The following is a 13,070-nucleotide window of genomic DNA, read 5'->3' on the forward strand; positions in this document are numbered from 1 at the left end:
AAAAAACAAAATGAATATCAAGTCAATAGGTAATAAAATCAAGGGTAATCCCAAGATGATAGAGGGCACGGTATATTCCATGCTCATCATCTGCAGTGTTTCCCATTTTCTGAACGATATGATTCAGTCGATCATTCCTTCCATCTACCCGATCGTGAAGGATAAGTTCGACTTCTCGTTTGCACAGATAGGTATCATCACACTGGTCTTCCAGATGACATCTTCCATCTTGCAACCTTTCACAGGACTTTATGCCGATAAGCATCCCCGTCCCTATGCCCTCTCCATCGGCATGTGCTTCACATTGGTGGGCCTGCTCCTGCTGGCTTTCGCCGAGAATTATTTCCTGATTCTCCTGGCAGTGAGCGTTGTCGGCCTGGGTTCGTCCGTGTTTCATCCCACAGCATCGAGAGTGGCCCAGATGGCATCGGGAGGTAAGAAGAGTCTGGCACAATCCATCTTCCAGGTGGGCGGCAATGGCGGATCGGCAATAGGACCACTGTTAGCAGCCATCATCATCCTGCCTTTCGGCCAGCATGCCATCTCCTTGTTTGCCCTTGCAGCCCTGCTTGCCGCAATCATCATGGTAAGATTGGGAGTCTGGTATAAAGCACGATTGGCTTACGTGGTAAAACATCCACAGAAACAGCCCCTTCTTAATAACCATATCTCTAAAAGGGTGAAGTATTGGGCACTATTTATCCTCATCATGCTCGTGTTCTCCAAGTATTTCTATACGGCGTGCATTACGAGTTACTTCACCTTCTTCCTGATGGATAAGTTCGGGGTATCAGTACAGACCTCTCAGTTGTGCCTCTTCGTATTCTTGGCCGCCTTTGCAATTGGTACTGTGGCTGGAGGAATGTTGGGTGACAAATTCGGTAGAAAGTATGTCATCTGGTTCTCCATTCTGGGTGCCGCACCTTTTGCCATCGCCATGCCTTTCGTGAACTTCACATGGACCATCATCTGCACCTTCATGTCAGGACTGATCATCGCATCGGCATTCTCTTCCATCGTGGTATATGCCACCGACCTAATGCCGGATAAAGTGGGATTAATAGCAGGCATTTTCTTCGGACTGATGTTCGGACTGGGAGGACTTGGTTCCGCGTTCTTCGGCTGGTTAGCCGACAAGACCAGTATTGAGTTTATCTTCCAGGTGAGTGCCTTCCTGCCATTGCTCGGCATCATAGCAGGATTCTTGCCGAATACCCAGAAGAGAAGCGTTAAAGAAACTGATGAAAACGCAAAGTAAATGAAAGACTTTGATTTTAAATAATTGTATAAGAGAGTATTAAAAATGGAACAAGAAGAAAAGAAACAGAAATCTCAAGCTGCAGAGAATCAGGTATCCTGCCCACCGCAGCAGCCAGCTAGTCCACATCCTTTCATTTCTGTCATACCACTGGCAGTACTTATCGCCCTCATCGTCATGGTTGTCAAACTCTTCCCTGACGATGCCCTGGCCGGTGCCTCCCAGGTGGCCCTTATGATAGCCACTGCCGTATGTGTGGCACTCGGCATGGGCATCTATAGGATGAAATGGAATATCTTTGAAGAGATGATTAAAAAGACGGTGGGCGATGCCGGAGTATCTATCCTGATCCTGCTGCTCATAGGAATGATGTCAGCAACCTGGATGATCAGTGGCGTAGTACCTACATTGATATATTATGGCGTACAGATTATGTCACCAATCTTTTTCCTTCCCTGCGCATGCATCATCTCCAGCATTATTTCTGTGATGACGGGAACCTCATGGACCACCATTGCCACCATCGGTATTGCCCTGATGGGAATCGGTGATGCCCTGGGAATACCAGCCCCATATACCGCTGGAGCCATCATTTCGGGAGCCTATTTTGGTGATAAGCTCTCACCTATGAGCGATACCACGGTCCTGGCTTCAAGCATAGCCGGTGCCGATCTTTTCTCGCATATTCGCTACATGCTCTATACCACCATACCAAGCATCTTGCTCTCGCTGGTACTCTATCTCATCATCGGACTCTGCTATGATTCCAAGCCTGTGGATATTAGCCAGTATCTTACTGGTCTGAGTCATGGTTTCAATATCTCCCTACTTACGATGCTCGTTCCAGCTTTTACAGGATGGCTCATCTACCGCAAGCCCCCCTCTCTCATCACACTTCTTCTTTCTGCCCTTTCAGCATGCATCTGTGCCCTCGTCCTCCAACCGGAAGTACTGGTAAAGATTGCTGACGAAGACAGCATCACTGCCAAGAGTCTCTTTGAGGGAATCATGACCACCTGCTACACTCATACCCAGGTAGATTGCGGTATGGCGAACATCAATAATCTTGTTGCCACCCGAGGCATGGCTGGCATACTCAATACCATCTGGCTCATCCTCTGTGCCATGTGTTTCGGGTCATGTATGGTAGCCAGCGGCATGCTTCACGCTATCACCCACATGCTTCTGAAAAGCATACACAGCACAATATCACTTGTATGCAGTACTGTGGCATCGGGTGTGTTGCTCAATCTCGTTATGGGCGATCAGTTCCTGAGTATCATCATGAATGCATCTATCTACAAGGATGAGTATGCAGAACGAGGTTACCGACCTGAACTCTTAAGCCGAAGTACAGAGGATAGTGCTACCGTGACGAGCGTACTGGTTCCATGGACTGCCTGCGGTATGACGCAAAGTACGGTTCTTGGAATCCCAACTCTGATCTATCTCCCATTCTGTTTCTTCAATATCATCAGTCCTTTGATGAGTTGTCTGGTTGCCATTCTAGGTTTCGTACCCAAACCACAACCCAAGGAAAGCAAAGCATCTGTAGCGGAAGAGTCTGATATCCATTAAATATATAGGAGATTCATAGATATAGGAGACTCATAAAAATGAAAAAAGATTCAAAAGGAAACCAAGCAAAAGAAGCAAGACTACCTTCATACCAAGTCCGTATCCTCTCCGTACCAAGACTTAGCCTTTGCAGAGTGGGGAAGTCTCCACTACCACTATTTTATGATACAAATCTGCAGAAGGGACGTTTTTCTTTGTTCTAAATGTCCATGACTCCTTTCCATCCCTCAATATTTGTTGTTGGGTCTATACATATCCTCCTGAGTGAAGCCCCAGTTTTGTCCAAAAAGCAAGGCAATCACAATTCTAACGGCAGCCATTGACTTATATTAAACAGAAAAGAGGCTCACCAGGAACTCCTGACAAACCTCTTTCTCCATGATTTTTGTGATTCCGTTGGGGTTCGAACCCAAGACCCACAGCTTAGAAGGCTGTTGCTCTAATCCAACTGAGCTACGGAACCATCAATTAATCATTTGCAATTTCTAAACTTGCGGGTGCAAAGGTACAACTTTTTATTGAAACAGCCAAATATTTTTGCAAATATTTGGCTGTTTATGCTTATTTAGAAGCAAATAACCCCGTCTGAAAGGAAAACAGCGGGATATTTACTGCCAATCTGCCCCTGATAACCAGCACGCAAGATTTACTTGCCGAGCAACTCGTCGAGCAATGTATAGAATGCAGGATCCTCGCCTACGATGGTCTTCACAATCTTACCCTCTGGCGAAAGAACAATCTTGGTAGGGAAACCCTGAATGGCATACTTGTCACAAATATTCTCGGCACCATTACGTGGATTGTAAACATGCTTCCATGGCAACTCGTGCTTCTTCACAGCATCCTTCCACTTCTGCTCGGTATCATTGCAATCGATACCTACTATCTCAAACTTGCCAGCATACTTGGTATAGTACTCCTTCATCTGAGGCATACCCTTGATGCACCAACCGCACCATGAACCCCAGAAATCGAGAACTACATACTTGCCACGCAAACTGGAAAGGGTGAAGTCGTTGCCCTCAATATCCTTCAAGGTGAAATCAGGAGCCTCAACACCGGCTGCCTGTACTTTCTTTGCCTTCTCCTCTGCCTCCATCTGAGCCTTTGCCTGATCCAACATTGGCTGATAGAATGCCTTCATACGACCATTGCGAACTGACTCTGAAAGCATATTGACAACCTTCTGCATGACGTCATACTCCTGGAACTGAGGAACGAGTGCTGCAGTAGCCTCCTCGTTGGCATGCAGGGAAATGTAATTCATTACCTTCTCATTGCGTGTCTTCTCGAGTTCCATAGCCTTCTCCTGATATTCCTTGCGGAGAGCATTCTGATCGCCACCGTTCTTCATGCGGTCCTCGATAGACTTGCGCAACTCTGTGAAAGGCTTCTCTGCCTCTTCCAACATCAGATCCAATGAATGATACTGCTTGTAGAAATTGCTACCAGAGATATCGTAACGGGTGAGAACATCACCTACGAGCTCTGCTTTCTCACCTGGTACTGCTACGATGCGAGCCATCTTGTACTCTGTGTTGCGGAATGTACCTGGAGTTGCGAAAATGATAGACATTGGCTTATCCAAAGTGGTGGTATAAGTGAACTTATCCTTCTTTACCAAGATGGTATCGTTCTTCACACCTCTGTTCTTAAAGACTATCACGGTGTCACCAAAGTTCTTCAAGTTGGCCTTCAATGTGAAAGTGCCACTCTGTGCCATCGCTGCAGTTGCAGAAAGCAAAAGAGCTGCACTCAAAATCAAATTCTTTTTCATTTTGTTGTTATTTTGTCATTTACTAATTTTAATCTTATACACGTCATTCTCAGGCTTCATATACGGTTGTATCCTCGATACCTGCCTCGGCAAGCGCTTCCTTGCGTTCTACGCATGTGCCGCATTTACCGCAATGGATTTCGCCGCCCTTGTAGCAGCTCCAGGTTTCAGCATAGTCGATTCCCAACTTCTTGCCGATACGAGCAATATCAGCCTTGGTGATATTGGTATAAGGAGCACTCACCTGCACATCTACGAAAGTACCTGCCTGCGCCGCCTTGTCGATGGCATCAATGAACTCAGGACGACAGTCGGGATAAATCGTATGATCTCCTCCATGATTGGCTATAAGCACCTTCTTCAGCTGATTGCTCTCTGCAATGCCGATGGCGATGCTCAGCATGATGCCATTACGGAAAGGAACCACCGTGGATTTCATATTGTCATCAGCATAATGCCCTTCTGGGATAGCATCGGCTCCTTCAAGGAGACTGCTCTTGAAATACTGGTGCATAAAGCCCAAATCGATAGAAATATGCTTGATGCCAAGACGCTCGCAATGCATTTTGGCAAAGGGAATCTCACGCTCATTATGATTGGAACCATAATTGAAACTGATGCCCAAAGCGATTTCGTCCTTCTTGTCGTAGAGCAGCGTGATACTGTCCATACCACCACTCACAATAATCACTGAATCTTTCATTTCCTCTATATATTTTTACTTTCTTAACTTTTTACTTTTTTACCTTTTTACCTTTCAAAAAGCCTCTATCCGAACAGGCATCTCAGCGCCTCTTCCACCTTTCTGACCGGGTGAATCTCTATCTTGTATTTCGAATGATCAAATCCCGAATAATTGTATTTAGGGATGATGATGTGCTGAAAACCGAGCTTCTCAGCCTCAGCTATTCGCTGTTCGATACGGCTTACGGGGCGCACTTCTCCGCTCAGACCTACCTCGCCACACATACACCAGCCAGCCTCTATGGCTGTATCCACATTACTGCTCAAGACAGCGGCTATCACGCTCAAATCCATCGCCAAGTCAGTGACTCTCAGTCCTCCTGCTATATTCAGGAACACGTCCTTCTGCATTAACTTGAATCCCACGCGCTTTTCCAATACGGCCAAAAGCATGTTAAGTCGGCGCTGGTCGAAACCCGTAGCTGAGCGCTGGGGAGTTCCATAGGCGGCAGTGGAAACCAAGGCTTGAGTCTCGACCAGGAATGGGCGCACACCCTCGATGGCACTGCTAATGGCCACTCCCGAAAGTCCGTCGTGATCCTCAGTCAAGAGGAGTTCTGACGGATTACTGACCTGGCGGAGTCCTCCCTGCTGCATCTCATAGATTCCCAATTCCGAAGTACTTCCAAATCGGTTTTTGATACTACGGAGGATGCGATACATATAATGCTGGTCGCCCTCAAACTGGATGACGGTATCCACGATATGTTCCAGTATCTTAGGTCCTGCAAGCGTTCCCTCTTTATTAATATGTCCTATCAGGATAACAGGAATGCCACTGGTTTTGGCAAATCGCAACAATGCTGCAGCACACTCTCTGACCTGCGAGACACTGCCCGGACTGCTATCCACATCCTCTGTTGCGATGGTCTGGATAGAGTCAATGACTACGATTTCCGGAGCCACCTGCTGGATATGGGAGAATATCTTCTCTAAGGAAGTTTCACAAAGGATAGAGATATGGTCGAGATTCACATCCGTTCCATCGGGTGTGATCGAAGAAGCCAACCTGTCGGCTCTCAACTTGATCTGATGCGCACTCTCCTCTCCGCTCACATAGAGCACTTTCTTTTCAGGGATATTGAGAATGGTCTGCAGTGTGAGCGTACTCTTACCGATACCCGGTTCACCACCCAACAAAGTGATACTGCCCTGCACCATTCCCCCACCGAGCACACGGTTCAGTTCCTCATCATGCATATCAATACGGGGTTCATCGTGGGCAGAGATATCACGAAGCTTCATGGGTTGGACTGCGCCATCCGAAGCACGCACGCCGCCAAACATAGTAGCTGCGCCACCATGTCTCATCGTCATGCCCGCATTTCGGGCAGCCTGGGTTCCCGTTTCTCCTGCGATTCGGATTTCCTTAAAAGTATTCCATTGTCCACAACTCGGACATTTGCCAATCCACTTGGCTGATTCCTGTCCGCAATTGCTGCAAACGTATGCTATCTTGTCTTTTGCCATAATCTGTATGCTATCTAAACCTTAGATGACGTACAAAAGTACGCTAAATCAATGAAACGAGATCGACAATTAAGAAACATTAAAAAACATTTTGTTATTTAAAATATTTATCGTACCTTTGCAAGCGATATTTTTGGATAACAAAAAATACAATATAATTTTTTAATAAGGTAATGAAAGCAATAGCAATCAAGTCAAGCTTGTTTTCTAGTCTGAAGACATACAACAAGAAAACATTCATGTCTGACCTCATGGCAGGAATCATCGTGGGAATCGTAGCCCTGCCTCTGGCCATCGCATTCGGTATTGCCTCAGGCGTGACCCCAGAGAAGGGAATTATCACCGCCATTGTGGCAGGTCTTATCATCTCCGTCTTTGGCGGTAGTAAAGTGCAGATTGGTGGTCCTACGGGAGCCTTCATCGTCATCATCTATGGCATCATCCAGAAGTATGGCATGGAGGGACTGACCATCGCCACATTGATGGCGGGTCTCTTCCTGGTACTCTTCGGACTGCTCCGACTCGGCACCATCATCAAGTACATTCCTTACCCAATCGTAGTGGGATTTACCAGTGGTATCGCTGTTACCATCTTCACCACACAGATCAAGGATCTCTTTGGCTTGACCTTAGCCAGCAATCCTTCTGACTTTATCGAGAAATGGGGCGTTTATTTCCAGAGTTTCGATACCATCGACCCTTGGTGTGCCCTCATCGGTGTGGTGAGCGTGATTGTCATTGCCATCACTCCTCGTTTCAGCAAGAAGATTCCGGGTTCGCTCATCGCCATTATCCTGATGACGATAGTAGCGCTCATCCTGAAACAATATGCCGGTGTGACAAGCATCGAGACCATCGGAGACCGTTTTTCCATCAGCAATGAACTGCCTGCGGCACAGGTGCCTGAAATCAACTGGGAAACCATCAAGAACCTGGTGTCTCCTGCCATCACCATCGCTATTCTCGGTGCCATTGAGAGTCTGCTTTCTGCTACCGTGGCAGATGGTGTAATCAGCGACCACCACGATTCCAATACAGAGTTGGTGGCACAGGGATTGGCCAATATCGCCTCTCCTCTCTTCGGCGGTATTCCAGCTACAGGTGCCATCGCCCGTACGATGACCAATATTAATAATGGTGGTAAGACTCCTGTGGCCGGTATCATCCATGCCATCGTCTTACTGTTCATCTTCCTCTTCCTGATGCCATTAGCTAAGTTTATCCCTATGGCTTGTCTGGCTGGTGTATTGGTAGTTGTTTCTTATGGTATGTCTGGCTGGCGTTCATTCTTAGCACTGATGAAGAATCCTAAGAGCGATGTTACTGTGCTCCTGATTACTTTCTTCCTCACCATCATCTTCGACCTTACCGTAGCTATCGAAGTGGGACTGATTATCGCCTGTCTGCTCTTCATGAAACGTATGTCTGAGACGACCGACGTAAAGGCTATTACCGACGATGAGATTGACCTCAACAAAGAGTTTGACTTCCTTTCTACCAACCTGGAGCACTATACCATTCCTAAGGGTGTGGAGGTATATGAGATCAATGGTCCTTTCTTCTTCGGAGCCGGCAATAAATTTGAGGAAGTGATGGCTGCCTTCGGTGATCGCCCGCTGGTACGCGTCATCCGTATGCGCAAGGTTCCTTTCGTAGATTCTACAGGTATTCACAACCTCACCAACCTCTGCGAAATGAGTCAGAAGGAAAACATCCAGATCGTTCTCTCCGGTGTTTGCGAGAAAGTAAACTTCCAGTTGGAGCACGCTGGTTTCTACAATATGCTCGGTAAGGAGAATATCACCGACCATATTAGCAAGGCGCTCAAACGAGCTGAGGAAATCATCGCACAGAATAAGTTGGAGCAAGCCAACTAAATATTGGATCAAGCCAACTAAAAAAATAAGAACAGCCGCTTCTCGAACACATGAGAAAGCGGCTGTTCAGCTTTTATAAAGCCATACCTAAATTATTTCTTATCGTCTTAAAAACTCGAAAGTTCAGTTATCTCCTAAAAAATTCTATTAAAAGAAACGTCCTGGAGGAGGACCCATTGGACGACCACTTCCATTAAATGGGCGACCACGGAAATCAGGACGTCCACCTGGACCTTCCCCACGATTTTCCTTGCGTGCATCCTTGCCTCCGAAGAGATTCATGCGATATACTACGTGAAGCATCGCATAAGAGTTGATGGCATTGTATTCCGTATCCGTACGCGAAACGGATGAAATCGCTCTCGAGAAGGTACTCTGCTGGTGCAACAGATCGTAGAACTGAAGCATCACGGTGAGAGGCTTACCCTTCAGGAATCCCTGTGAAAGTTGAGCATTCCACACAAACTCATCGGTATTCATCGATGCATCGGAATAGCCGCGACGACTGCTGCAGGAGAGACTGGTATTCAAACTTGTGCCCCAAGGAGCGGTCAATGTCATCGAAGGTCCATAAGAGAACTGCCAGGTATCCAGGTTGCTGTTAGGCTGCAACTTGTTCTTGGCATGATTGTAAGCCAATGTTCCATCGAGTGACAATTCCAACCAATCATTGCGATAACTCAGAGAGAGACGCTCATTCCACGTGGTATTCTGGGTGGTATTCTTTTGGGAATCCTGCGACTTGTCGAGACTCAGATAACTCACATAGTGATTATAACCCAAATTGGTATCGGTATTGATATTCCATACACCAGCACTGTCGATAGAACAGTTGAACATAAAGGCTCCCATCACATTCCAGTTGCCATTGATATTCTCAGGTCGGGTGATTCTTCCACCAGTCGTCTCATCGTAGGTCACCTTATTGCTGATGCTATTGCTGGTCGTAGAGAAGTTAATATAGGTCATCACACCCTTGTTGTGATTCTGAACGAAATTGTTGTAGAACAATCGGAAGTTCTGAGTGAACGAAGGTTTCAAACCGGGATTACCTATAGAGACATTGAGCGGATCGCTGTCATCTACGATGTTGAGCAACTGAGAGATGCTTGGCTGTGAAGTCGTTCCTCGATAGTTGACACGCAGATTGCTCATCTTGGAGAATCGGTAACGGAAATCAAGGGTCGGACTGACGTTGGTCACCGTGCGCACCGTATCTACATATTTGCCCTGATAATCCTGTATGAACTTGGAACGCTGAGGCTGGATCATCACACCGAAGTTCAGATTATACTTCTGACGGACGAAGCGCATCATCACCTGAATATCATGGGTATAGTTTCTATACTCTGAATAGCGGCTCAGTTTGTCATCTCGATAGTCACCCAGTCCGCCATCCAGACGGCCAAGATAATTGCCCCACGCTCCGTATTCTGGATTGATTCCATCAAAACTATATTTACTGAAATCGTAGGTGCTGCGGTCACTCTTGGAGTAGCTGTAGGTGAACTTATAGCTAAGCTGGAGGAAGGTGGCCTTCCAGAGCGGTTCGCTATAGGTGGCCTGTGCACTGTAACTGTAATCCTTGGAAGGAGTCAGATTATAGCGGTTGGTCTGATATGTGGAATCCAGACCTGCAGCAGTCTGTACCAGATAAAGATGGGCATTCTGCAGGGAGATGCTCTTACTGTCCTTATCGGTATATTTGGCATCCATACGGAGGGTTACGTTACGTCCTTTATTGTTGAGTTTACGATTCAACTGGAGCATGCCGCGGATGTTGTTGTTCTTGGAATTACTCAAGCTTACAGACTTCTGTCTGTTGATCACAGCATCCACTTCATCCATCTTTTCTATGCCCTCATCAGAAAGAGGGTCTTCTGTATATTGGTACGGATCCTGATTGTAGGATGCAGAAATACCCGTGCTGCGACTATCATTGGTAGTCCATGAGATAGAAGGACGGAAGAGGATGTTGGTCATTGTATCCGGCATCCACTCCAGACGGATATTGCCATTCCAACTGTCACTGCGAGAGAATTTCTGGCTCAGACTATTGGAGAAAGAGGAACTGCTTCCCATGAAATTCTCGCTGGCACTACGACTCCAGACATCACCATCACCGTGATTCCAGCGAAGAGATGTATTAAATTTGATTTTATTCTTCTCCTCATAATTATAGTTGGCAGCCAGCATCTTGCTTGCATTCAACCCATTGCCACCGCCGAAGCCACGCCTTGGTCCACCGCCACCGAAGCCACGGTCGCTGGTATTGTTCGCATTGCCAAAAAGCATAAACCGGTTATTACTGTTGAAATATCCGCCCATACCTCGGGCACTATACCTGTCTTTATTGCCAATAGCCAGGTCGATATTTGACATCAAGCCCTTATTCATACCTTTCTTCACATTGAAGTCGAGCACGGTCTGTTCTTCACCATCATCAATGCCCGTCACTTTAGAGAGATCACTTTTCTCATCGTAAGCCTTGATCTTATCAATAATACTGGTTGGCAGGTTCTTGAGGGCAGTCTTGGTATCTCCGGTCATAAACTCCTTACCGTCAACGAGGATTTTCTTCACCTCCTTACCATTGATTTTGATGGTACCGTCATCGCTCACCTCAGCACCCGGCAGACGCTTCACGAGTTCTTCCACCACCGAACCTTCCGGCGTACGATAGGCAGCAGAATTATATACGAAGGTATCCTCCTTGAGCGTTACTTTCTGAGCCATAGCGGTAACCACAGCTCCTTTCAGCATGATGGCATCAGCACCGATGACGACATTACCCAATGCCAGATTCTTGTCCTGTTCAAGAACCACACGCTTCACGGTAGGCTTATATCCGACACTCGTAATCTTCAGAAGATACTTGCCATTTCCAGGCGCATTCAGATGGAAAAGACCTTTCTCGTTGCTGATGGCACCCGTCACATAGGTGCTATCGGTTTTGAGCAACTGGACGGTCACCTGCTCTACAGGATCCTTGGTATCCCGGTCGATAATCGCTCCGCTTACCAAGCGTTCCTGAGCAAACGATGCTATTGAGACCAAAAGCAACAGCATCATCAAAATTGATTTTTTCATTGCAATAAGTTATTTTTGATTTGCCTTTTTGACGTACATAATTATACAAGGTTTAAACAAAAATACTATTTTTATGCCAAATATAGAGTAAACAATCAAAAAAAATAGGATTTTTTGCCGTATAAGTCAGTTTTTTAACGTACCTTTGCAACATTATTAAACGTTTTTGTTATGAATCAGAGAATTATCATATCTACTCATCTGGAGAGTGAAATTGCCAATGCACTCACTGAATGCGAGCACGACAAGATTTTTATCCTTGTCGATGAGGTGACGAAGGAAAAATGCCTTCCGGTCATCCAGGGATTCTTTACGCTGAAAAATGCACAGGTCATCACGATAGGTGCTACAGACACCCATAAGGACCTGGAAACAATAGCACATGTATGGAAATCACTCGGCGATGGTGGCGGTTCACGACACTCTTGTCTCATCAATCTCGGTGGCGGCATGGTAACTGACCTCGGCGGTTTTGCTGCTTCCACCTTCAAACGCGGCATCAACTTCATCAATATCCCTACTACCCTGCTTGCCATGGTGGATGCATCGGTTGGCGGTAAGACGGGTATCAACTTCAACGGACTGAAGAATGAGATAGGTGTATTCAACGATTCTAAGTTTGTCATCCTCGACACGGAATTCCTGCGCAGTCTGGATGCCGAGAACATCTGTTCTGGCTATGCAGAGATGTTGAAGCACGGACTCATCTCAACGGAGGATATGTGGAAGGAACTGATTACCTTCGATTTGGCAAATCCTGATTTAAAGCATCTGCAGCAAATGGTGGCTGACAGCGTGAAGGTAAAGGAACGCATCGTAGAAGAAGATCCTCATGAGCATGGTATCCGCAAGGCACTGAACTTAGGACACACCTTCGGTCATGCCTTTGAGAGTTGGGCCTTGAAGCGCAAGCCTATCCTGCATGGTCATGCGGTTGCTTTCGGTATGATCTGCGAACTATATCTCAGTGCCACACATACAGGTTTCCCTACCGAAAAGATGAGACAGACCGTAAGTTTCATCAAGGAATACTACGGCACATTGCCTATCACCTGTGATGACTACGATGAACTGATAGAGTTGATGCACCACGATAAGAAAAACCAGAACGGCATCATCAACTTCACCCTCTTGGGAGGCATCGGTGACATCCGCATCAACCAGACGGCTACCATGGACGAAATCAAGGAAGCACTGGATTTCTTCAGAGAAGGATAATCTTATGAAATGTTGGAGAGAATGTGTATCAGCAGAAGGAAGAATGAAGATACACAAA

Annotated in this window: 8 protein-coding genes and 1 tRNA gene; 4 read left to right on the top strand and 5 right to left on the bottom strand. The window is 46.4% G+C overall.

Annotation, left to right across the window (positions count from 1 at the left end; genetic code table 11):
• Positions 1 to 10 precede the first annotated feature (10 nt).
• Positions 11 to 1,258 (top strand): MFS transporter, encoded by a 1,248-nt coding sequence (locus tag DW917_RS01430; RefSeq protein WP_118115775.1) that lies wholly within the window; start codon positions 11 to 13, stop codon positions 1,256 to 1,258.
• Positions 1,259 to 1,303: 45 nt separating this feature from the next.
• Entirely contained in the window at positions 1,304 to 2,836 is a 1,533-nt protein-coding gene (locus tag DW917_RS01435) for a Na+/H+ antiporter NhaC family protein (RefSeq protein ID WP_118115777.1), read from the top strand.
• 388 nt (positions 2,837 to 3,224) lie between these two features.
• Here the strand turns inward: DW917_RS01435 and DW917_RS01440 are convergent.
• From DW917_RS01440 to radA, 4 genes are all read right to left on the bottom strand, one after another.
• Positions 3,225 to 3,299, bottom strand: a tRNA-Arg gene (locus DW917_RS01440).
• 183 nt (positions 3,300 to 3,482) lie between these two features.
• A complete protein-coding gene (locus DW917_RS01445; RefSeq protein ID WP_118115779.1) occupies positions 3,483 to 4,613 on the bottom strand; it encodes a TlpA disulfide reductase family protein in 1,131 nt (376 codons plus the stop codon).
• A 49-nt stretch (positions 4,614 to 4,662) separates the two neighbouring features.
• A complete protein-coding gene (gene queC / locus DW917_RS01450) occupies positions 4,663 to 5,316 on the bottom strand; it encodes a 7-cyano-7-deazaguanine synthase QueC (RefSeq protein ID WP_118115781.1) in 654 nt (217 codons plus the stop codon).
• Positions 5,317 to 5,381: 65 nt separating this feature from the next.
• Positions 5,382 to 6,827, bottom strand: coding sequence for a DNA repair protein RadA (gene radA, locus DW917_RS01455; protein WP_118115783.1), 1,446 nt, complete (start codon positions 6,825 to 6,827; stop codon positions 5,382 to 5,384).
• Between the two features lie 173 nt (positions 6,828 to 7,000).
• On the opposite strand from radA, the gene DW917_RS01460 reads away from it, so the two are divergent.
• Positions 7,001 to 8,704 (top strand): SulP family inorganic anion transporter, encoded by a 1,704-nt coding sequence (locus tag DW917_RS01460; RefSeq protein ID WP_118115785.1) that lies wholly within the window; start codon positions 7,001 to 7,003, stop codon positions 8,702 to 8,704.
• A 147-nt stretch (positions 8,705 to 8,851) separates the two neighbouring features.
• On the opposite strand, the gene DW917_RS01465 is transcribed toward DW917_RS01460, so the two are convergent.
• Positions 8,852 to 11,794 carry a TonB-dependent receptor gene (locus DW917_RS01465; RefSeq protein ID WP_118115788.1) on the bottom strand — a complete coding sequence of 981 codons (2,943 nt, stop codon included), beginning with the start codon at positions 11,792 to 11,794 and terminating at the stop codon, positions 8,852 to 8,854.
• Between the two features lie 171 nt (positions 11,795 to 11,965).
• Between DW917_RS01465 and aroB the strand changes: the two genes are divergently transcribed.
• Positions 11,966 to 13,012: a 3-dehydroquinate synthase gene (gene aroB, locus DW917_RS01470; protein WP_118115790.1), complete on the top strand. Its 1,047-nt coding sequence runs from the start codon at positions 11,966 to 11,968 to the stop codon at positions 13,010 to 13,012.
• Positions 13,013 to 13,070: the final 58 nt, after the last annotated feature.

The sequence above is a fragment of the Prevotella sp. AM42-24 genome (genome assembly GCF_003461825.1).
Lineage (GTDB): Bacteria > Bacteroidota > Bacteroidia > Bacteroidales > Bacteroidaceae > Prevotella > Prevotella hominis.

Excerpts from the sequence above, each read along its gene's own strand:
- radA (WP_118115783.1), bottom strand. The coding sequence starts at position 6,827 with ATGGCAAAAGACAAGATAGCATACGTTTGCAGCAATTGCGGACAGGAA.
- DW917_RS01460 (WP_118115785.1), top strand. The coding sequence starts at position 7,001 with ATGAAAGCAATAGCAATCAAGTCAAGCTTGTTTTCTAGTCTGAAGACA.
- aroB (WP_118115790.1), top strand. The coding sequence starts at position 11,966 with ATGAATCAGAGAATTATCATATCTACTCATCTGGAGAGTGAAATTGCC.
- DW917_RS01445 (WP_118115779.1), bottom strand. The coding sequence starts at position 4,613 with ATGAAAAAGAATTTGATTTTGAGTGCAGCTCTTTTGCTTTCTGCAACT.
- DW917_RS01435 (WP_118115777.1), top strand. The coding sequence starts at position 1,304 with ATGGAACAAGAAGAAAAGAAACAGAAATCTCAAGCTGCAGAGAATCAG.
- queC (WP_118115781.1), bottom strand. The coding sequence starts at position 5,316 with ATGAAAGATTCAGTGATTATTGTGAGTGGTGGTATGGACAGTATCACG.
- DW917_RS01465 (WP_118115788.1), bottom strand. The coding sequence starts at position 11,794 with ATGAAAAAATCAATTTTGATGATGCTGTTGCTTTTGGTCTCAATAGCA.
- DW917_RS01430 (WP_118115775.1), top strand. The coding sequence starts at position 11 with ATGAATATCAAGTCAATAGGTAATAAAATCAAGGGTAATCCCAAGATG.